At 74.0% G+C, this 18,730-nt stretch carries 18 protein-coding genes, 1 tRNA gene and 1 pseudogene; 12 read left to right on the top strand and 8 right to left on the bottom strand.

Annotated elements, in window-relative coordinates:
* Nucleotides 1-162 precede the first annotated feature (162 nt).
* Nucleotides 163-867 carry a hypothetical protein gene (locus tag AB0F01_RS11490; RefSeq protein WP_362092898.1) on the bottom strand — a complete coding sequence of 235 codons (705 nt, stop codon included), beginning with the start codon at nt 865-867 and terminating at the stop codon, nt 163-165.
* Nucleotides 868-914: 47 nt separating this feature from the next.
* Between AB0F01_RS11490 and AB0F01_RS11485 the strand changes: the two genes are divergently transcribed.
* A complete protein-coding gene (locus tag AB0F01_RS11485) occupies nt 915-1,103 on the top strand; it encodes a DUF5703 family protein (protein ID WP_362092895.1) in 189 nt (62 codons plus the stop codon).
* 111 nt (nt 1,104-1,214) lie between these two features.
* Here AB0F01_RS11485 and AB0F01_RS11480 read toward each other — a convergent pair whose 3' ends face one another.
* The 3 genes from AB0F01_RS11480 to AB0F01_RS11470 all read right to left on the bottom strand — a co-directional run bounded on the left by AB0F01_RS11480 (nt 1,215) and on the right by AB0F01_RS11470 (nt 3,934).
* Complete coding sequence (locus AB0F01_RS11480) at nt 1,215-2,039, bottom strand: chaplin family protein (RefSeq protein WP_362092893.1); 825 nt, start codon at nt 2,037-2,039, stop codon at nt 1,215-1,217.
* A 162-nt stretch (nt 2,040-2,201) separates the two neighbouring features.
* The gene (gene chpH, locus AB0F01_RS11475; protein WP_362092890.1) at nt 2,202-2,435 is read right to left on the bottom strand and encodes a chaplin ChpH; all 234 of its coding nucleotides are present in this window, start codon (nt 2,433-2,435) and stop codon (nt 2,202-2,204) included.
* A gap of 173 nt (nt 2,436-2,608) precedes the next feature.
* Nucleotides 2,609-3,934: a M20/M25/M40 family metallo-hydrolase gene (locus tag AB0F01_RS11470; RefSeq protein ID WP_362092887.1), complete on the bottom strand. Its 1,326-nt coding sequence runs from the start codon at nt 3,932-3,934 to the stop codon at nt 2,609-2,611.
* A gap of 254 nt (nt 3,935-4,188) precedes the next feature.
* Here AB0F01_RS11470 and AB0F01_RS11465 point away from each other — a divergent pair.
* Nucleotides 4,189-4,273 (top strand) — tRNA-Leu (locus AB0F01_RS11465).
* Nucleotides 4,274-4,349: 76 nt separating this feature from the next.
* Complete coding sequence (locus AB0F01_RS11460; protein WP_362092884.1) at nt 4,350-4,730, top strand: YchJ family metal-binding protein; 381 nt, start codon at nt 4,350-4,352, stop codon at nt 4,728-4,730.
* A gap of 102 nt (nt 4,731-4,832) precedes the next feature.
* Here AB0F01_RS11460 and AB0F01_RS11455 read toward each other — a convergent pair whose 3' ends face one another.
* Complete coding sequence (locus tag AB0F01_RS11455; protein WP_362092881.1) at nt 4,833-5,534, bottom strand: FadR/GntR family transcriptional regulator; 702 nt, start codon at nt 5,532-5,534, stop codon at nt 4,833-4,835.
* Nucleotides 5,535-5,674: 140 nt separating this feature from the next.
* Here AB0F01_RS11455 and AB0F01_RS11450 point away from each other — a divergent pair, with 140 nt between their 5' ends.
* The 3 genes from AB0F01_RS11450 (at nt 5,675) to AB0F01_RS11440 (ending at nt 9,315) form a co-directional block, all read left to right on the top strand.
* Nucleotides 5,675-6,193 (top strand): gluconokinase, encoded by a 519-nt coding sequence (locus AB0F01_RS11450; RefSeq protein WP_362092878.1) that lies wholly within the window; start codon nt 5,675-5,677, stop codon nt 6,191-6,193.
* 274 nt (nt 6,194-6,467) lie between these two features.
* Nucleotides 6,468-7,865, top strand: coding sequence for a gluconate:H+ symporter (locus AB0F01_RS11445; RefSeq protein WP_362092876.1), 1,398 nt, complete (start codon nt 6,468-6,470; stop codon nt 7,863-7,865).
* 712 nt (nt 7,866-8,577) lie between these two features.
* Nucleotides 8,578-9,315 carry a hypothetical protein gene (locus AB0F01_RS11440; protein WP_362092873.1) on the top strand — a complete coding sequence of 246 codons (738 nt, stop codon included), beginning with the start codon at nt 8,578-8,580 and terminating at the stop codon, nt 9,313-9,315.
* A 373-nt stretch (nt 9,316-9,688) separates the two neighbouring features.
* On the opposite strand, the pseudogene AB0F01_RS11435 reads toward AB0F01_RS11440, so the two are convergent.
* Nucleotides 9,689-10,654: pseudogene (locus tag AB0F01_RS11435) on the bottom strand (WYL domain-containing protein); the annotation flags it as partial.
* 157 nt (nt 10,655-10,811) lie between these two features.
* Here AB0F01_RS11435 and AB0F01_RS11430 point away from each other — a divergent pair.
* Complete coding sequence (locus tag AB0F01_RS11430; protein WP_362092870.1) at nt 10,812-11,234, top strand: VOC family protein; 423 nt, start codon at nt 10,812-10,814, stop codon at nt 11,232-11,234.
* A gap of 372 nt (nt 11,235-11,606) precedes the next feature.
* On the top strand, nt 11,607-12,701 hold the full coding sequence (locus AB0F01_RS11425) for a winged helix DNA-binding domain-containing protein (RefSeq protein ID WP_362092867.1): 1,095 nt from the start codon (nt 11,607-11,609) through the stop codon (nt 12,699-12,701).
* 256 nt (nt 12,702-12,957) lie between these two features.
* On the opposite strand, the gene AB0F01_RS11420 is transcribed toward AB0F01_RS11425, so the two are convergent.
* Both AB0F01_RS11420 and AB0F01_RS11415 read right to left on the bottom strand, forming a co-directional pair.
* Nucleotides 12,958-14,529, bottom strand: a complete 1,572-nt coding sequence (locus AB0F01_RS11420; RefSeq protein WP_362092863.1) for an APC family permease — start codon at nt 14,527-14,529, stop codon at nt 12,958-12,960.
* 201 nt (nt 14,530-14,730) lie between these two features.
* Nucleotides 14,731-15,681, bottom strand: a complete 951-nt coding sequence (locus AB0F01_RS11415) for a hypothetical protein (protein ID WP_362092860.1) — start codon at nt 15,679-15,681, stop codon at nt 14,731-14,733.
* 318 nt (nt 15,682-15,999) lie between these two features.
* On the opposite strand from AB0F01_RS11415, the gene AB0F01_RS11410 reads away from it, so the two are divergent.
* The 4 genes from AB0F01_RS11410 to AB0F01_RS11395 all read left to right on the top strand — a co-directional run bounded on the left by AB0F01_RS11410 (nt 16,000) and on the right by AB0F01_RS11395 (nt 18,704).
* On the top strand, nt 16,000-16,896 hold the full coding sequence (locus tag AB0F01_RS11410; protein ID WP_362093556.1) for a DMT family transporter: 897 nt from the start codon (nt 16,000-16,002) through the stop codon (nt 16,894-16,896).
* A gap of 387 nt (nt 16,897-17,283) precedes the next feature.
* A complete protein-coding gene (locus AB0F01_RS11405) occupies nt 17,284-17,799 on the top strand; it encodes an NUDIX domain-containing protein (protein ID WP_362093553.1) in 516 nt (171 codons plus the stop codon).
* 186 nt (nt 17,800-17,985) lie between these two features.
* Entirely contained in the window at nt 17,986-18,378 is a 393-nt protein-coding gene (locus AB0F01_RS11400) for a DUF202 domain-containing protein (RefSeq protein ID WP_362092857.1), read from the top strand.
* Nucleotides 18,375-18,704, top strand: a complete 330-nt coding sequence (locus AB0F01_RS11395) for a DUF202 domain-containing protein (protein ID WP_362092854.1) — start codon at nt 18,375-18,377, stop codon at nt 18,702-18,704. Before AB0F01_RS11400 ends, AB0F01_RS11395 begins: the two co-directional genes overlap by 4 nt.
* The last annotated feature ends 26 nt before the right edge of the window (nt 18,705-18,730 follow it).

Genomic DNA, 18,730 nt, shown 5'->3' with positions numbered 1-18,730 from the left:
GCAAGGGCTTGGGCCGGGACGCGGGCGTCATCCGCGTGCCGGTCCTGGCGCGGGCCGTCGCGGACTCCTGGTTCGGGCCGGCGTGGCATGCGGATCCGGACACGCCGACGGCGGTGACACAGGGGGTGTCACCGCCGTGGGGCGTGTCCGGTGCGCGGGTGGTCAGCGGTCGGTGTCGAGCGGCTCCACGTCCTCGTCCCCGTCCGGGGTCCCGGCCAGGGTCCGGACGAGGGCGTCGTCGAGGTCGTCGTCATCGTCGTCGTCGAGGTCGTCGTCGAAGACCGCGCTGACGTCGAAGCGGCAGATCACCCGCTGCGGGTCCGCGCCCTCGAAGGGGGCTTCGAGCCACTCGCCCGGTTCCGCCGGTTCGTCGGACACCGTGACCCACAGCGTGGAGTCGCCCTCCTCCAGCCCGAACTCGGTGTGCCGGGAGGCGATCTCGTCCGGCTCGAACTCGCCGAACAGCAGGCCCAGCGCACCGTGCACCGTGCTCGACGCCTCCGAGCCGCTCCCGTCGTCGTCGGCCGCCTCGATCCGCTGGGCGTGGGCACGCAGCCGCTGTGGCTCCGCGACGGCGTAGTCGCGGCGGATCAGCACGCTGAGGGCGCTCGGCTCGTCGGGGCCGGTGTACGGCGGCAGCGTCTCCTCGCCGGGGATCTCGAACGGGGTGACCTCGTCGTACCGGTCGTAGAGCAGTTCGTCGTACGCCTCCGCGGCCCCGGCCAGCTCGTTGAACGCCTCGTAGACGGCCGGGTCGTCCTCCCCCGACCGGCGTTCGACCGCGGCCAGGTGGCGGTCGAGCGCGGCCTTGACCGCCTCGGCGGCGGCGCGTACCTCGGCAGCCGTGGGCTGCGCAGCATCAGACATAGTGCAGACGCTATCCGTACCGGGGGCCGGCCCGCACAATAGATGCGATGCCGGAATACGAATTTGTCGACGTGAACGTGCCGCGCGGGGTGTCCCGCAAGGAGACGGCACGCCTGCTGACCGACCACGCGGAGTACGGGCACTGGGAGTTGTACCGCCTGACACTGCTGCGCGACGGCAGCCGCCGGGTGCGGCTGCGGCGGCGCATCATCCGTCAGGTGCGGGCCACCTGGTGAGACCGGGGGCACCGCCGGGACGAGCCGTCCCCGGGTGAGGCGGCAGGGAGCGGGCTCCGCGGACGCGGGGCCCGCTCCCTGCCGTGTGCCGGGGCCGTGCCGGGCCGGCCGTCAGGCCGCGGAGCGCGCCCTCCGGTACAGGACCGCGCCGGCGAGCAGCGCGCCGGCGCCGACCGGCAGCACCAGGCCCATGGGCAGCTCGCTGCCGGTGGCGGCCAGTGCCGCGTCGGCGTGGTGCGTGTCGACGGAGCGGTTGCCCCGGTCGTCGCCGCCGTCGGAACCGCCCGGGGTCTCGGCCCCCGGCATGCCCGGCTGCCCCGGCGTTCCCGGCTGCCCCGGGGTGCCCGGCGTTCCCGGCTGCTCCGGCGTTCCGGGCGTGCCCGGCTCTCCCGGTGTTCCGGGCGTGCCCGGCTCACCCGGTGTTCCGGGCGTGCCCGGCTCACCCGGCGTTCCAGGCGTGCCCGGATCTCCCGGGTTGCCGGAGCCGCCGTCGGCGCAGCCGTTGCCGAAGGCGGGGTTGCCGATGCCGATGATGTCGACGCTGTTGCCGCAGACGTTCACCGGCGCGTGGACGGGGACCTGGACCTGGTTGCCGGAGGCCACTCCGGGCGAGTCGGAGGTGTGCCCGCCGGCGTGGGATCCGGAGGACGTCCCGTGGTGGTCCGCGTCGCCGTAGCCGTCCGGCGCGGGGGCGCTCCGGTTGGCGCAGGCGTTGCCCATCGCGGGGTTGAGGAGGCCGACGACGTCGACCGTGTTGCCGCAGACGTTCACCGGCACGTGCACCGGCGCCTGCACCGAGTTGCCGGAGAGCACGCCGGGCGATCCCGCCGCGGCGCCCTGCGCCCCGGCGTCGGCGTGGGCGGCTCCGCCCGCGGCGGCGATCATGCCGGTCGCGGCCGCCATGGTCATCAGCCCCTTGCGGGTGACCTGTCGCATTGCTGTGTTCCTGCCTTCGACCTCGTGCCGGGAATTCCCATCGCGGTGATTCCCGGGAAGTGGACGTTTCGAGACCGGACGGCCCCGGAGTGCATGGCGCGCACTCCGGGGCCGGCGGTTTCAACCCTGAAAAGAACCCGCCCTAATGAGCGAGCCGAAACGTCACTGGTTGACGCAGGTGTTGCCGAAGGCGGGGTTCAGCAGCCCGATCACGGAGACCGTGTTGCCGCAGACGTTCACCGGGACGTGCACCGGGACCTGGATGACGTTGCCGGACACGACGCCCGGGGAGCCCACGGCGGCACCCTGCGCACCCGAGTCGGCGACGGCCAGGCCCGCACCCGCGAGAACCAGACCACCCGTGGCAGCCGCAGCAGCGACGACCTTCTTGATCATTATTCCTCCTAGTTGGCAATGCGATCCAAAAACGCGGATCACACCACGGGTAACGAGGAGGGAGTAATGAGGCTACGAGCTTATGGTCGCATTCACTCGTCCCGGTCAACTCCGCACGCCTGCACGATTCACGGCCGGCCCGCGGCGTGCGCGGCGGGCGGGCCGTTCGCCTCTCAGGACGCGTCGAGGAAACGGTCGAGGACCCGGACACCGAACTTCAGGCCGTCGACCGGGACCCGCTCGTCGACCCCGTGGAACATGCCGGCGAAGTCCAGCTCCGGAGGCAGCTGCAGCGGTGCGAACCCGAAGCAGCGGATGCCCAGGTCGTCGAAGGACTTGGCGTCGGTGCCGCCGGAGAGCATGTACGGCACGGCCCGCGCGATCGGGTCCTCGGCGCTGAGCGCCAGCTGCATGGCGTCGACCAGCCGGCCGTCGAAGTCGGTCTCCAGGGCCTTGTCGGCGTGCACGTCCTCCCGCCTCACGCGCGGGCCGAGGATGCGGTCGAGGTCGGCGAGGAACTCCTCCTCGTAGCCGGGCAGGAAGCGTCCGTCCACGTGCGCGGTGGCCTGGCCGGGGATGACGTTGACCTTGTAGCCCGCGCCGAGCATGGTGGGCGCCGCCGAGTTGCGCAGGGTGGTGCCGATCATGCGGGCGATGCCGCCCAGCTTGGCGAGCGTCTCGTCCATGTTCTCCGGGTCGAGTTCGGTGCCCAGCGCGTCGGAGAGCTCGTCGAGGAAGGCGCGGACGGTCTTGGTGACCCTGACCGGCCACTGGTGCCGGCCGAGCCGGGCGACGGCCTCGCTCAGCTCGGTGATGGCGTTGTCCGTGTTGGTCATCGAGCCGTGCCCGGCGGTGCCCTCCACGGTGAGCCGCATCCAGTGCATGCCCTTCTCGGCGGTCTCGACGAGGTAGAGGCGCAGCTTCTCGTTGACGGTGAAGGAGAAGCCGCCGACCTCGCCGATCGCCTCGGTGACGCCCTCGAACAGCTCGGGGTGCTCGCGGACCAGGTGCTTGGCGCCGTACGTGCCGCCGGCCTCCTCGTCGGCGAGGAAGGCGAGGACGATGTCGCGCGGGGGCTTGCGTCCGGTGCGCATCCGCTCCCGGACGACCGCGAGGGTCATCGCGTCCATGTCCTTCATGTCGACGGCGCCCCGGCCCCAGACGCACCCGTCGGCGATCTCGCCGGAGAAGGGGTGGTGGGTCCAGTCGTCGGCGTCGGCCGGGACCACGTCGGTGTGGCCGTGGATGAGCAACGCGGGACGGGACGGGTCCTCGCCCTCGATCCGGGCCACCGTGGAGGCCCGCCCGGGGTGCGACTCGAAGATCTGCGGCTCCAGTCCCACCTCGGCCAGCTTCTCGGCGACGTACTCGGCCGCCTTGCGCTCGCCGGGACCGGAGTGGTCGCCGTAGTTGCTGGTGTCGATCCGGATCAGCTCGCGGCAGAGGTCCACGACCTCGTCCTCGCCGGTGACGTTCCTGGCCGTGTCGGTCCCGCTCACGTGCTTCCTCCCGCTCGTTCCTGCCGGTGCACCGGGGGCGCCCGGCGGCGGCCCCGCTGGTGGGTCCCCCCATCCTCTCCTCTCGACGCCCGGGTCCCAAGCCCCGCACCGGCCGGTCGCCCGCGGGCCGCATCGCGGGCCCGGCCGTGCGGCGGGTGACGCGGGGGTGCGCCCGCGGGGTGATCGGCCACCCCGGAACACCTGGTAATGTTTACGTCGTCGCCGCGGGGGGAAACCCGCGCGACAGACACCTTGTCCGGGTGGCGGAATGGCAGACGCGCTAGCTTGAGGTGCTAGTGCCCTTTATCGGGCGTGGGGGTTCAAGTCCCCCCTCGGACACACGAAGCGCGAGGGCCGCGACCACCAGGTCGCGGCCCTCGGGCGTTGCCGGACGACACTGGTCGCGGAGGGTGACATGGCTGCCGCTCGTTCCTGCCCCTGCGGGCTCCCCGAGCCGTACGAGGCGTGCTGCGGCCGTCTGCACTCCGGTGCCGCCGCCGCCCCGACGGCGGAGCGCCTGATGCGGTCGCGCTACTGCGCCTTCGTGCTGCGGGACACCGGGTACCTGCTGCGGACGTGGCACCCCCGGACGCGCCCGGACCGGCTCGACCTCGATCCGGCGATGCGCTGGACCGGGCTGGAGATCCTGGACACCACCGACGGCTCCGCCTTCCACGCGACGGGAACGGTCACCTTCCGGGCGTCCTACCGGGGCGGCGCGCTGCACGAGCACAGCCGGTTCGAGCGGGTGGCCGGGGCGTGGGTGTACGTCGACGGGGACTTCGTCGGGTCGTAGCGGGGGGGAGGGCCCGCGTCGGCCCGGACGGAGCCCGGAGCCGGGCTGCGCCGGACGGGCGCGGAGCCGGGCTGCGCCGGACTGGGCTGAAGGGGGACCGCGTCAGGGTGCCAGCACGTCCAGCTCTTCGAGGGCTCCCACGGTGATCTCCCGGGTCAGCCGTTCGGCGCGGTCCGCGTCGCGTTCCCGCACCGCCTCCGCCACCTGGACGTGCAGGGTGACGGCGGCCGGATCCGGGTCGTCGAACATCACGTCGTGCCGGGTGCGGCCGGCCAGGACCTCCGCGACGACGTCGCCGAGGCGGGCGAACATCTCGTTGCCCGAGGCCGTGAGGATCACCCGGTGGAAGGCGATGTCGTGGAGGAGGTAGCCCTCCAGCTGCTGACCGCTCGAGTGGGCGACCATTCCCAGCGCACAGCGGGTGAGTTCGGCGCACTGCTCGGGCGTGGCGTGGCGGGCGGCGAGTCCGGCGGCGATCGGTTCGACGGCCGAGCGGAGCACGGTGAGGGACCTCAGCTGCCGGGGGCGGTCGGCGCCTGCCAGCCGCCAGCGGATGACCTGCGGGTCGTAGACGTTCCACTCGCGGGCGGGCAGGACCGTCACGCCCACGCGGCGGCGGGACTCGACCAGGTGCATCGACTCCAGGACGCGCACCACCTCGCGCATCACCGACCGTGACACGTCGAACCGCTGGGCGAGTTCGTCGGTGCGCAGGACGCTGCCCGCAGGGTACTTCCCCGCCGTGATCTCGGGGCCGAGGGAGTCCAGTACGCGTCCGTGCAGCCCCCGGCCGGTTGTGCTCATGCACTCAGCGTACGGGGCGGGTCACGGAAACAAAAAGTCAGACTTATAAGTCACACAGTCTTGAAATCGTCTGACCAATGGGTTTCAGTTGCGTCCGAACATCACGTGTCGACGAGGACATGCAGACAGTGAGGGCAGCGATGAAAATCCCCAGCGTGGTCGTGGTCATGGGGGTCTCCGGCACCGGTAAGACCACGGTCGGAACCCTGCTGGCGGACCGGCTCGGCGTTCCGTACGCCGAGGCGGACGACTTCCACCCCCAGGCCAACATCGAGAAGATGTCGGCCGGCACCCCGCTCACCGACGACGACCGGTGGCCCTGGCTGGACGCCATCGGCGACTGGGCGCGCGGACGCGCCGGACGCGGCGGTGTGGTGAGCTGCTCGGCGCTCAAGCGCGCCTACCGCGACCGGTTGCGGGAAGCGGCCCCCGGTCTCGTCTTCCTACACCTCACGGGCGACCGCGCGCTCGTGGCGGACCGGTTGGCGCAGCGGAAGGGCCACTTCATGCCCACGGGGCTGCTCGACTCGCAGTTCGCGACGCTCCAGCCGCTCGAACCCGACGAGGCGGGGATCGCCGTGGACGTGACGCCCGACCCGACGGAGATCACCGAGCGGGCGCTGGCGGCCCTCACCGAACTGCGCGGCACCTCCGCCTAGTCCGCTCCCCCCACCCACCGGGTCGCGGACTTTCCCGGCCCGGGCTCCGGAGCGCCCCCCACACGGTTCCGGAGCACCCCCACAGCTGCGGAGCACCCCCACGGTTCCGGAGCACCCCCACGGTTCCGGAGCACCCCCACAGCTGCGGAGCACCCCCACGGTTCCGGAGCACCCCCGCTGCTGCGGAGCCGCCCTCCCCGCGCCCTTCCCCCCACGACCTTTCCCCCACCTTTCCCCCACGTCCCCCACCCCGTAGAGAAACAAGGGATCCACTGTGACCAGACTCAGCGTCGAGCTGCTGGCAGCGGACGCACCCGAGCCGATCACCTCGGCCGGCCACGCTCAGCTGGGCATCGCCGTCCTGGCGGGCATCGCCGTCATCGTCCTGCTCATCACCAAGTACAAGCTGCACGCCTTCCTCGCGCTGACCATCGGGTCGCTCGCGCTCGGCGCCTTCGCCGGGGCCCCGCTGGACAAGGCCATCCTCAGCTTCGGTTCCGGGCTCGGCTCCACCGTCGCCAACGTGGGTGTGCTGATCGCCCTCGGCGCGATCCTCGGCAAGATGCTCGCCGACTCCGGCGGTGCCGACCAGATCGTCGACACCATCCTCGCCCGGGCGAGCGGACGTGCCATGCCCTGGGCGATGGTGCTGATCGCCTCCGTCATCGGCCTGCCGCTCTTCTTCGAGGTCGGCGTGGTGCTGCTGATACCCGTCGTCCTGATGGTCGCCAAGCGGGGCAACTACTCCCTGATGCGTATCGGCATCCCGGCGCTGGCCGGTCTGTCCGTGATGCACGGCCTGGTCCCGCCGCACCCCGGCCCGCTGGTCGCGATCGACGCGCTGGACGCCAACCTCGGTGTGACGCTGGCCCTCGGGGTGCTCGTCGCCATCCCGACGGTCGTCATCGCCGGGCCGGTGTTCTCCCGGTACGCCGCGCGCTGGGTGGACGTCCCGGCCCCGGACCGGATGATCCCGCAGCGTCCCTCCGAGGAGCTGGAGAAGCGCCCCGGCTTCGGTCCGACGCTGTTCACCATCCTGCTGCCGGTCGTGCTCATGCTCGCCAAGGCGCTGGTCGACATCGTCATCGACGACACCGGCAACTCCGTGCAGCGGGTGTTCGACGTGATCGGCTCCCCGCTGATCGCGCTGCTGGCCGCCGTGCTGGTCGGCTTCTTCACGCTCGGCATGCCCGCCGGGTTCAGCAAGGAGCGGATGCAGCAGCTGGTGGACAAGAGTCTCTGGCCGATCGCGGGCATCCTGCTGATCGTCGGCGCGGGCGGCGGCTTCAAGCAGACGCTGATCGACTCCGGGGTCGGACAGATGGTCCTGGACATCTCCGAGGACTGGTCGATCCCGGCCCTGCTGCTGGGCTGGCTGATCGCGGTGGCGATCCGGCTCGCGACCGGCTCCGCCACGGTGGCGACGGTCTCGGCGGCCGGTCTGGTGGCCCCGCTCGCGGCCGACATGTCGACCACGCACGCGGCCCTGCTGGTGCTGGCCATCGGCGCCGGTTCGCTGTTCTTCAGCCACGTCAACGACGCGGGCTTCTGGCTGGTGAAGGAGTACTTCGGCCTCAGTGTCGGACAGACCGTGAAGACCTGGTCCGTGATGGAGACGATCATCTCGGTGGTGGCGGGCGGCCTCGTGATGCTGCTGTCCCTGATCCTCTAGCGCGGCGGCCGGCCGTGCGGCGCCGTGCCGGATGGCGCTGTGCGGCGGCGGTCGCCCACCCCGTCCCGTGCCGCGGACCGGCCACCGGTCCGCGGCACGGTGCTGTGCGCGGTGCACAGTGCGGGGTGCGCGGTGCGCTGTGCGTTGTGCGCCCGGCCACCGCACGGTGCCGTGTCACGGCAGGGCGCTGCGTCGCGGCGGGCGGGCGCTGTGTCCGCGGCACGGTGCTGTGTCACGGCACCGGCCTGGCCTGGGCCGTCCGGCTGCCGAGGGGGCCTTCCGGTGAGTGGCGGACCACCGGATGATGGTGGCTTCGGTGCCGGACCATCGTGCGGGGGACGTCATGCGGGCATCGCTCGGGACGCGGATCTCGGGGCTGCTGATCGCCGGCTCCCTGGCCGTCTCACTGACGGTCGTGCTGGGCGGCGCCCCGGCCGGGCCGGAACCCGGCACGAGCCCCCCGAGAGCCGCCCCGGGCAGCACTCCCGGCCGGAGCACGGCGGAGACCTCGGTACCCCTGCCGACCACCGGCCCCGGGGCCCGTACGTCACCGGACGGATGGCGCCGTTCCGTCGCCCCGGACCCTTCGGGCCCCCGGCCGCGCGCCGCCGCTCCTCCTCCCCTACGGCCGGCACCCGCCGCGACACCCGTCCGGCCGCTCGCCGCACCGGTGTGGCTCCCGGCCGGGCCCCGTTCGCCGGACACCGACGGGGTGGCCGACCCGGCCAGCGTCTACGACCTGCTGCGGACGCCGGACCGCTGCGCGGACGCCCTCCGGGCCGGGGCGGCTCCCGCCGGGGCGGGCGCGGACGCGACGCCCGACGACGAGTGGCGCGTGCTGGGCGCTCTGGCGCGGGCGTGTCTGGCGGTGCGCGGGGTGGGCGGCGGCGACTGGGGAGAGGCGGCCCGGGAGCACGCGGCGCTGGCGGGACGGCCCCTGGGCTGCAAGGGCCGGGCCGCGTACGCGGTGCTCGGCGGACTGCTGGAGTTCCACGCGCGGCATCCGGGCGCCACCGTACGGCCGGTGAGCCCTTCGCGCGGGGGCGCCGCGTGCGACTTCCGGGTGGTGTCGGTTGATGTGGGCGGGGACGGCGAGGCCCGGCCGGGTGAGGCGGTGATGGTCGAGGTGGACGGCGTCTTCTTCGACCCGGCGGAGTTCCTCCGGGAAGGCGGGGTGTCCGTCGACGGGGTGTCGGTCGGCAGCGCTCCGGTGAGGGATCCGGCGGCGCCCGGCCCGCTCGTGGCGGAGACCGGCCCGGCGGGGCGGCTCACCCTGGCCTTCCGGCTGCCGGCCGGGGTCCCCGCCGCCCCGGCCGTGGACGTGGTGGTGGGGTACGCGGACGTCCGGGCGGTACGGGAACGGGCCTTCGCCGTCGTGGAACCGCCCGCCCCGGCGGCCCCGTCGCCCGTGGGAACGGCCGCCGGGCCGGGCACCGGACCGGTGGCCTGAAAGGGCAGCCCTCAGGGGCCAGCCCGGTCAGGACGCTTCGCGCTCACGGTCGGCCCGGCCTGACTACGGCGCCACGGCGACGGAGCAGCCTCCGTGTCCGGTCAACGGTGTGCGATTACGTGTCCGATTCCATGTCCGGTTCGGTGTCCGATTCCGTGCGCGTGTCCGGGTACGCGTGCGTGTTCCCCGTCGGCCCCTGCCCCGCGTCCGGCCGCGCATCCGGTCCCGCCGCCGCGTCCGGCCCCGGCTCCACGTCCGGCCGCGCGTCCGGTCCCGGCTCCACGTCCGGTCCCGCGTCCGGCCTCGGCTCCACGTCCGCGTCCGTCAGCGCCGTCGTCGGGCCCGGCCCCGGCTCCGCCTTCGTCCCTTCGCCGGCGGCACGGGCGTACCGGGCGGCGAGGGTTCCGAACGCGGCGGCGAGCGGGGGCGGGCCGATGACCTCGATGCCGGCGTCGAAGTAGCCGAGGGTGGCCGCGAGCGCGGTCCACGACCAGGAGCCGAGGGTGATCCGGCAGCGGTCGGGGCCGAGTTCCTCGACGACGGCGTCCTGGGCGTGCGGAGCGACCTCGGCGGCCGGGAGGTGGAGGACGGCTTCGCCTCGGCAGGGCCACGCGGTGGTCGTGCCGTCGTTGCCGCGGAAGCGGCTGGTCACGAACGTGGAGACGTCGCCGCCGGGGATTCGGCGCGGGGTGAAGCGGGGGCCGGTCGGTGTGCGGGGGCGGATGCGGTCGACGCGGAAGGTGCGCCAGTCCTCGCGGTCCAGGTCGAAGGCCACCAGGTACCAGCGGTGACGCCAGGTGACCAGGTGGTGGGGCTGGACCCGGCGGGGGGCCTCGACCGGGCCGGCGGAGGCTGCCGGGGTGTGGTCGAAGCGCAGTTCGAGGTGAGCGTGGATGACCCGGCTCAGTTCCACCAGGAGGCGAGGGTCGACACCGGTGCTCTCGTCGGCCGCCGGCGGGCGGACGGCGGTGACGCGCAGCAGGTCGATGCGGTGGCGCAGGTGGGCGGGCATGACCTGGCGGAGCGTGGTCAGGGCCCGGGCGGCGTCCTCGGCGACGGGGCCGTCGGTGGCCGCGGTCTGCAGTGCGGTGGCGAGGGCGACGGCCTGTCCCTCGTCGAACAGCAGGGGTGGCAGGCGGGTGCCGGCCTCCAGCCGGTAGCCGCCGGCCGGGCCCCTGACGGTGGTGATCGGGTAATCGAGGTCGCGCAGCCGGTCGATGTCGCGGCGGACGGTGCGCGAGGTGACGTCCAGCCGCCGGGCGAGGTCCTCACCGGACCATGCGCGGGGTGTCTGGAGCAACGAGAGCAGCGCCAGCAGGCGGGAGGACGTCTTCTGCATGTGCTCCATGGTGCCCGCAGTAGAGGACACAACCTGTCCTCTACGACTGCGAGGGTGGGTGCATGCCGACCGGGAGACGTCGTCCCCGGCCGCGGCAGCCGTCACCCGTACGGACGGGCCGGCGGTACACAGATCCCATCGAGGCGAGGAGCCTGCCATGTCCGTCACGACCACCACCCACCTGAACTTCCGGGGTGCCGCGCGCGAGGCGCTGGACTTCTACGGCTCCGTCTTCGGGGGACGCACCGTGGCGGTCACGTACGAGGAGGCGGGCGCCGTGCGGAACGAGAGCGAGGCGGACTGGGTGATGTGGGGTGAGGTGGCCGGTGACAACGGCTTCCACGTCATGGCCTACGACGTGCCCGCGCAGCTGCCCTGGGACCGGGGTGAGAACCCGTTCTTCGTCTCCGTCCGCGGAGACGACGCCGAGGAGATCGGCAGTCTGTGGGGCAGGCTCGCCGAGGGCTCGACCGTGGTGCGTCCGCTGGAGCCCGCGCCGTGGGCGCCCCTGTACGGCATGCTCACGGACCGCTTCGGGGTCACCTGGGTCCTGGACGTCGCCGCCCCCCACCACGGCTGAGCCGCACCGTCCGGCACGGTCCGCGCACCGTCGGAGCGCCCTCCGGCGGCCTCGGCAGCGCGCCGTGCCGCCGGAGGGCGGGGGCACGGGCCCTCGGAACGCCGGGGTGCCGGGGTCGGCGGGACGAGGGGCGGCCCGCCGCCCCCGGCACCCCGGCCGCACGCCGCGCCACCGTCACCACCGGCCTGGCCCTCCCCCGGACTGCCCCGCTCTCCACCGCGATGCCAGCACCCGCACCAGCACTGTGCACCCACGGCCGTTCCCGTACTTACGACCGTTCCACGACCATTCCCGTACTCACGACCGTTCCCACGCCCGCGACCGTCCGTCCCCCACGTCCGTATGCACCGCCGAGCCAGAGTTGAGCCCTCCATGACGATCCTCGACCACCGCGCCCTCAACCGCGCCACCCTCGCCCGCCAGTTCCTGCTCGCCCGTGCCGACACCCCCACGCCCGAGGCGGTGGCCCACCTGTGCGGTATGCAGGCGCAGGAACCCCAGGAGCCCTTCATCGGCCTCTGGTCCCGCCTGGCCGGTTTCGCACCGGGGCACCTGGACGACGCGCTCACCGGCCGCGCGGTGGTGCGCACCCACCTGATGCGCCGCACCGTCCACCTCATGACCGCGGACGACGCGCTCGCCTGGCGTGCCCGCCACGACGCCATGCTGCGGCAGCGGGTGCTGGGCACCTACCGGAGCGAGCTGTCCGGGCTCGACGTGGAGGAGGTCGCCGCGGCGGGCCGCGCGGTGATGGCCGACGGGCAGGCCCGTACCCTGCGCGAACTGGCCGAAGCCCTCACGGACCGCTGGCCGGACCCGCCGCTGCGCGTCCTGGGCGAACTGCTCGTCGCCGCCCTGGTGCCCACGGTCCAGTTGCCGCCGCGCGGTCTGTGGCAGCGGAAGGCGGGGGTGCGCAACCTGTCGATGGCCGTCTGGCTGGGGCGGGACGTCGAGCCCTTGCCCTCCGGCGACGACGATCCCGTCGGGCAGCGGTTGCTGCGCCGTTATCTCGCCGCCCACGGGCCCGCCGCCAGTGCGGACCTGCGGGCCTGGTGCGGCCTCGCCGGGCTTCCCGCCGCCGTCAAGGCGTGCCGGGACGAACTCGTCGTCTTCCGCGACGAACGCGGCCGTGAACTGTTCGACCTGCCCGACGCGCCCCGGCCCGACCCCGACACCCCGGCGCCCGTGCGGTTCCTCCCGGCCTTCGACAACGTCGTGCTCGGCCACCACGACCGCAGCCGCATCATCGACGCGCCCCACCTGGGGCTGTCCGTGGCGGGTCACCGCATGGTCCTGGTCGACGGACGCGTCACCGCCACCTGGACCGTGCGCGACCGGCTGCTGCGCGTCAGCCCGCTCCGCCCCCTCACCCGCGCGGAACGGGAAGCGGTCCGTGCCGAGGCCCAGGACCTGGCCGTCTTCCTCGACGAGGGCATCGAGGACGTCCGATTCGACGCCGCGCACTGACGACCGGGCAAGGACGGCCCCGCTCCCGGCACGTCGGCCCCGCCCCGGGTGCGATGGCCCCGTCCCGCGTGCGACGGGCCGGGGCCGCGAGGACGGGGCGGACCGACGGGCCGAGGCCGGGACCGGGGCGGACGGACGGGCCGGGGCCGGGGCGATGGGACAGCGGGACAGCGGGACGAGCCGGTGCGACGGCGGGAGGGGGCCGCGTCGGGGGCCCCGGACGGCGCAGGCCTCCGCCGTTCCGGCCCCGGGACCGTCACCGCTTCGGGGCGCCGCCCTCCTTGTCGAGCTTGTCGAGCTTGTCGAGCTTGTCGAGCTGGAACGCTTCGTTGCCCAGGCCGATCCGGGCGTGCTTCTCGGGGGCGCGGGCGCGCAGCACCAGCCCCTGGATCAGCCCCGCCAGCAGGGCGAGCCCGATGACGCCGGGCAGGAGCCGACTCAGCGCGGAGCCGGGGCCGGCACCGACGAGCACGTCGAAGTCCCTGACGGTGTAGCCCGCGATGACGACCAGGGCGAGCCCGGCGACCACGGAGGTGACCAGTCGCCAGGCCTGGGCGCGGGCCGCTCCCCGGCGGACGAAGAAGACCACGACGGACAGCGAGGCGATCGCCATCAGCACGATCACGCCGAGGGCACCGATGTTGCCGAACCAGGTGAACAGGTGCAGCACGGGTGCGGTCGGGTCGCCGACCGGCTTGTCGTCGGTGACGGCGAAGGCGAGCACCAGCACGGTCGCGACCGCGGTCTGGAGCAGCGAGCCGGTGCCGGGCGCCCCGCTGGTCCCGGAGGTGCGGCCGAAGGCGGACGGGAGCAGGCCCTCGCGGCCCATCGCGAAGGCGTACCGGGCGACGACGTTGTGGAAGCTGAGCAGGGCGGCGAACATGCCGGTGACGAAGAGGACGTGCAGGACGTCGGTGAAGGTGCCGCCGAGCCGGTCCTCGGTGAGGAAGAACAGCAGGCCCGCACTGTGCTCCTGGGAGGTGCCGACGACCTGCGCGGGCCCGGTGGCGACGGTGAGCGCCCAGCTGCTGATGGCGAAGAACACGGCGACCCCGGCGACCGCGAGGAACATCACGCGCGGCACCAGGACGTGCGGCCTGCTGGTCTCCTCCGCGTACACGGGGGCCTGCTCGAAGCCGAGGAAGGCCGCGATGCAGAAGCACAGCGCGGTGCCCACGCCGGCCCCGGTGAGCGTGTCGGGGTTGAAGGCGTGCAGGGACAGTCCCTCGCTGCCGGGGTCGGCGATGGCGGCGATGTCGAAGACCACGACCAGGAGCACCTCGATGACCAGCAGGACACCGAGCACGCGGGCGTTGACGTCGATCTTCAGCCAGCCGAGCACGCCGACGGCGAGGACGCCCGCCAGGGCCGGTATCCACCAGGCGACCTCCAGGCCGGCGTAGGTGGCGAGGAGCCCGGAGACCTCGAAGCCGAAGATGCCGTAGATGCCGACCTGGAGGGCGTTGTAGGCGACGAGGGCGACCAGGGCGGCGCCCGCTCCGGCCGTGCCGCCGAGGCCGCGGGAGATGTAGGCGTAGAAGGCGCCGGCGTTGTGGACGTGGCGGCTCATCTCGGCGTAGCCGAGGCTGAAGAGGATCAGCACGGTGCCGAGGAGGACGAAGAGCAGGGGCTGGCCCACGATGCCCATCACCGCGAATGTGGTGGGCATGACACCGGCGACCACCATGAGGGGTGCCGTCGCGGCGAGGACCGAGAGCAGCAGCCCGCCCGTGCCCAGGCGGTCGGCGCGCAGCGCGCGCTCGTGGCCCTTGAAGGTGCTGATGCCGTCGGCCGCTGGTCTGCTCGTGCGCGAACTGTCCGTCGTCATGCGGAGACCGTCCTTCGGTCGGAGGTGGTGGTCGGGGCCGGGCGGGTCGGAGGAGCGGAGCGGGGGTGGGGCGGGGAGAGTCGGGGGCGGGCGGGGGTCGGACCCGCGGGTCGGAGCGGTGAGAGCGGGACACGGGTCGGGGCCGGGAGCGTGGGTCGGGGCGTCAGGGCCGTGGCGTCGGGGCCGTTCCGTCGGGGCGGGTCAGGCCGTCCCCAGGGCCGTGGCGCGGGCGGTGCGGAAGGCGGTGACGGGGTCGCGGGCGGGGTACGACCAGGGCGCCGGGGTGGCGTGGTCGCCGATGCGGTGGAAGAGGGCAGCCGCCTCGGCGCCCCGGCCCTCGCAGATCTTGGCGTGGGCGAGGTAGTTGAGGTCGATCAGGCGTCGCGGGTGGCCCTCGTGCTCCCACTCCAGCCACCAGTCGAAGGCGGCCTTCATCACCTGCCGGGCCCGGCGGCCCGTCCAGTGCCCGGAGGCGACCGGGTCGGCGGGCTCGTGACCGGCGGCGGCCAGTGCGCGGTAGCGCTCGGCGTGCGCGATCACCGGGAGGATCGCCAGCGGGGAGTCGGCCGGGGCCTGCTCGGCGGCCCAGGTGGCGAAGTCGTAGACCTCGTGCAGCGGGTCCGCCCCGGCCTCGACACGGTGCTCGGCGAGCCACGCGACCATCAGGTGGTGGGCGTGGTGGTGATCGGCGTGACGGGCACGTACCTGTTCGAAGACCCGGACGACGTCCCCCTCCGCGCCGAGGGCGCTCTCCAGCATCAGCAGCCCCAGCCAGGGGGTGGGGTCGGCCGGCCGGAGTGCGGCGGCACGGTCGCACGCCGCGCGGACCCGGGAAGGGGTCTCCTTGCCGCGCAGCACCCGGCGGACCCCGGCCAGCGCCAGCAGGACCGACGCGTCGCCCGAGTCGGGTTCGGCGAGCAGCCACTCACGGGCCCAGGCGGCACACGTCGATTCGCGGGCCAGCACCGTGATCCGGTGCCCCCGGCGGTCCCAGTCGGTGCCCGTCCGCACCAGCAGCGAGCGCGCCTGCTGCCAGCGGCCCTGGGCGAGCGCGCCCCGCGCGGCGACGAGGTCGGCGTCGTCGAGCGCCTCGTCGAAGCCCGGAGCGGCACGTCTGCGGGCACGGCCGAGGGGTGGCGGGGGTGGGGGCACCGCGGGACTTCCTCACGCGTTCTTCGTGGTTCGGTTCACGACGGCGGTCGGTACGGCAGTGGTCGGCTGCCGAACGCCATGAACTGATCACGCACAGCAAACCGGCCGTCCACCGCGGACGTCAAGGGCGCCCCGGCCCTTACACGCGTCAACTCACTTCACCCGTCCGAGAATTGACGTTACCGGCCGACGCCCGGCGCACGGCCGTCGGTACGCGGACCACGGAGCCCCGCACGCCGGGCGCGGGCGGCCGGCCCCGACGGCGGTTAGAGTCGGCCTCACCGTCCGTGATCCCACATGATCATTGAGGTACACAGCGTGTCGGTTCCGGTCCTGGTGCTCGCCCTGAGCGCCGCGTGCTGCCTGGGGTTCGGGTTCGTGCTCCAGCAGGACGCCGCCCAGCGGGCACCGCTCGGCGACTTCCTCCGCCCCCGCCTCCTCCTCGACCTGATGAAGGTGCCGGAGTGGCTGGCCGGCATGGGGCTGGTCGTGGCCGGCATGGTCCTCGGGGCGGTGGCGCTGAGCCAGGGCGAACTGTCGCTGGTGGAACCGCTGCTCGCCACGAACCTGCTGTTCGCCCTCGCCCTGTCCCGGCACCGTACCCGCCAGGCGCTCGGCCGGCAGGGCTGGGCCGGGCTGGCGCTGCTGGCCGGGGGCGTCACCGCGTTCGTCGTGGCGGGCCGGCCGACGGGCGGCACCGCGCTCACCGACCCGCTGCGCCACTGGCTGATCATCGGAGGCATGGTCGGACTCGCCCTGCTGCTGACCGGCTGCGCCAGGCGTCGGCGGCTGCTCACCTGGGCACCGATGCTGCTGGCCGGCGCCGCGGGGCTGCTGTACGGGGTGCAGGACGCGCTCACCCGGGTCAGCGGCCAGCGGTTCGAGGCGGGAGGGCTCCACGAGATGCTGACCGGCTGGCAGCCGTACGCGGTGCCGGCGCTCGGGGTGACCGGGCTGCTGCTGGTGCAGAGCGCCTTCGAGACGGCGCCCCTGCGCATGTCGCTGCCCGCGCTCACGGCCGCCCAGCCGCTGGCCGGCATCGTCTGCGGGGTCGGTTTCCTCGGCGACCGGCTGCGCACCGACACCGGCGCCCTGGCCTGGGAGGCGTGCGGCCTGGCGGCGATCGTCACAGGCATCGTGCTGCTGGGCCTGCACCCGGCGATGCCCCGGGGCACCCTGAAGGGCGCCCCGGCGCGGAGCGTCCGGCTGGGCTGACCGCCGCCCACCGGGACGCCCGGCGTCAACGGCCGGCTTCAACGGCCGGCGGGCCCGGACGGGGGCCCGCACTGCTGCTTGGATGGACGGCGTGAGCGGCGTAGCGGCGGCACGGACGGTGGGAGCGGCGTGAGCGGTACGGAGGATCCGAACGGCGATGCGAACGGCGTGGACGGCCCGGAGGATCCGGACGGCGATGCGAACAGCGCGGACGGCAGGGTTGGTACGGACGACGTGGGCGGCCCGGACGACGTGGGCGGCCCGGACGACGTGGGCGGCCCGGACGACGTGGGCGGCACGGACGGCGTGGGCGGCACGGACGGCGCAGCCGGCGGGGACGACACGGCGGGCACGACGGGCGTGAGCGGCGGGGACGGCACGGCCGGTATGCGTTCCGCCGACGAGATCCTCGACGTCGTGGACGAGCGGGACCGGGTGGTGGGCCGCGCCCCGCGCGGTGAGGTCTACGCCCGCGGTCTGCGGCACCGGTGCGTCTTCGTCCTGGCCAGGGACGCCCAGGGCCGTGTCTTCGTGCACCGCCGCACGCCGGACAAGCTGGTCCACCCCTCGTTGTACGACATGTTCGTCGGTGGCGTCGTCGGTGCGGGCGAGAGCTACGACGACGCCGCGCTCCGGGAGGCCGAGGAGGAACTGGGGGTCAGCGGTCTGCCCCGGCCCGCGTTCCGCTTCTCCTTCCTCTACGACGGCGGCGGCGGCCACAGCTGGTGGTCGGCGGTGTACGAGGTGCGCTGCGAGCTGTCGGTCCGGCCGCAGGCCGAGGAGGTGGCCTGGTACACCTTCCTGCCCGAGGCGGAGCTGCGGCTGAACCTGAACCGCTGGGAGTGGGTGCCGGACGGCCTGGAGGCCTGGCGGCGGCTGGAGGCACACCGGCCGGCGGACTGACGGCCGTCGGCGGGTCCCGGCGCAGGTGGACGGAGTCGGTGGTCGGAGTCGGGGCTGCCGCCCGGCCGGGCCGGGAGCCGGGGGGTCGGACCGGGAGGTCGCCCCCGCCGGTCCAGGGGTCGAGGGCTGGGGCTGGGGTCGGGACGGGCGCCCGGCCGGTTCCGGGGCCCGGGTTAGGGTCGCCGGGTGATCGAGTTCGTACGGAACGTCCGGTTGTGGTTCGCCCCCGAGGACGCGCGGCAGGAGGGCGAGACACCCGACTACCGGTTCTCCCTGGCGAACGAACGCACCTTCCTGGCCTGGCTGCGCACCGCGCTCGCCCTGATCGGCGGCGGTTTCGCCGTCGACCAGTTCCTGCCGGACCTGCCCGGCCCCTGGCGCACCGGACTGGCGCTCGTCCTGCTGGCGTCGGGCGCCCTGTGCGCGCTGCGCGCCGTGAACCACTGGGTGCGCTGCGAGCGGGCGATGCGGCGCGGCGAGGACCTTCCGCTGTCCCGGTTCCCCGCGGTGATGAGTCTGGTGATCGCCGCGGTGGCCGTCGTCATGGTCGTCGTGGTGCTGCTGGGGAGAAACGGGTGAACGGCCCGCACACCGCGGACGGCCCCCGCGACCCAGGGCTGCAGCCGGAGCGGACCCGGCTCGCCTGGCGGCGCACCACGCTGGCGGCCACCGTCGCTACCGTGCTGGCGGTCCGCAGCGTGGTGCACGACGGGGCGTCGGCGGCCCGCGTCGTGGCGGGCGCCCTGTGCTGCCTGTGCTGGGTCGGTCTTCTCGGCGTCGCCCAGCGCCGGATCCGCGGGCTCGCCGGCCCGGGGCTCCCCGCCGCCCCGGCCGCCCGGTTCGTCGCGGCGGCGGTGCTGTGCACGGTGACGATGGCGGCGTGCGGGGCGGCCCTGGTGCGGTAGGGGCGCCGTGCGCGCCGGACCAGCCG

The organism is Streptomyces sp. NPDC029526, assembly GCF_040637405.1.
Lineage (GTDB): Bacteria > Actinomycetota > Actinomycetes > Streptomycetales > Streptomycetaceae > Streptomyces.
The sequence above is the reverse complement of the archived record's forward strand: the minus strand, read 5'-3'. Positions and strand labels throughout refer to the sequence as shown.

What these genes read in the sequence shown, in the direction of transcription:
- AB0F01_RS11490 (WP_362092898.1), bottom strand. Translation starts at nt 867, where the DNA reads ATGTCTGATGCTGCGCAGCCCACGGCTGCCGAGGTACGCGCCGCCGCC.
- AB0F01_RS11485 (WP_362092895.1), top strand. Translation starts at nt 915, where the DNA reads ATGCCGGAATACGAATTTGTCGACGTGAACGTGCCGCGCGGGGTGTCC.
- AB0F01_RS11480 (WP_362092893.1), bottom strand. Translation starts at nt 2,039, where the DNA reads ATGCGACAGGTCACCCGCAAGGGGCTGATGACCATGGCGGCCGCGACC.
- chpH (WP_362092890.1), bottom strand. Translation starts at nt 2,435, where the DNA reads ATGATCAAGAAGGTCGTCGCTGCTGCGGCTGCCACGGGTGGTCTGGTT.
- AB0F01_RS11460 (WP_362092884.1), top strand. Translation starts at nt 4,350, where the DNA reads ATGGCTGCCGCTCGTTCCTGCCCCTGCGGGCTCCCCGAGCCGTACGAG.
- AB0F01_RS11455 (WP_362092881.1), bottom strand. Translation starts at nt 5,534, where the DNA reads ATGAGCACAACCGGCCGGGGGCTGCACGGACGCGTACTGGACTCCCTC.
- AB0F01_RS11450 (WP_362092878.1), top strand. Translation starts at nt 5,675, where the DNA reads ATGAAAATCCCCAGCGTGGTCGTGGTCATGGGGGTCTCCGGCACCGGT.
- AB0F01_RS11430 (WP_362092870.1), top strand. Translation starts at nt 10,812, where the DNA reads ATGTCCGTCACGACCACCACCCACCTGAACTTCCGGGGTGCCGCGCGC.
- AB0F01_RS11425 (WP_362092867.1), top strand. Translation starts at nt 11,607, where the DNA reads ATGACGATCCTCGACCACCGCGCCCTCAACCGCGCCACCCTCGCCCGC.
- AB0F01_RS11420 (WP_362092863.1), bottom strand. Translation starts at nt 14,529, where the DNA reads ATGACGACGGACAGTTCGCGCACGAGCAGACCAGCGGCCGACGGCATC.
- AB0F01_RS11405 (WP_362093553.1), top strand. Translation starts at nt 17,284, where the DNA reads ATGCGTTCCGCCGACGAGATCCTCGACGTCGTGGACGAGCGGGACCGG.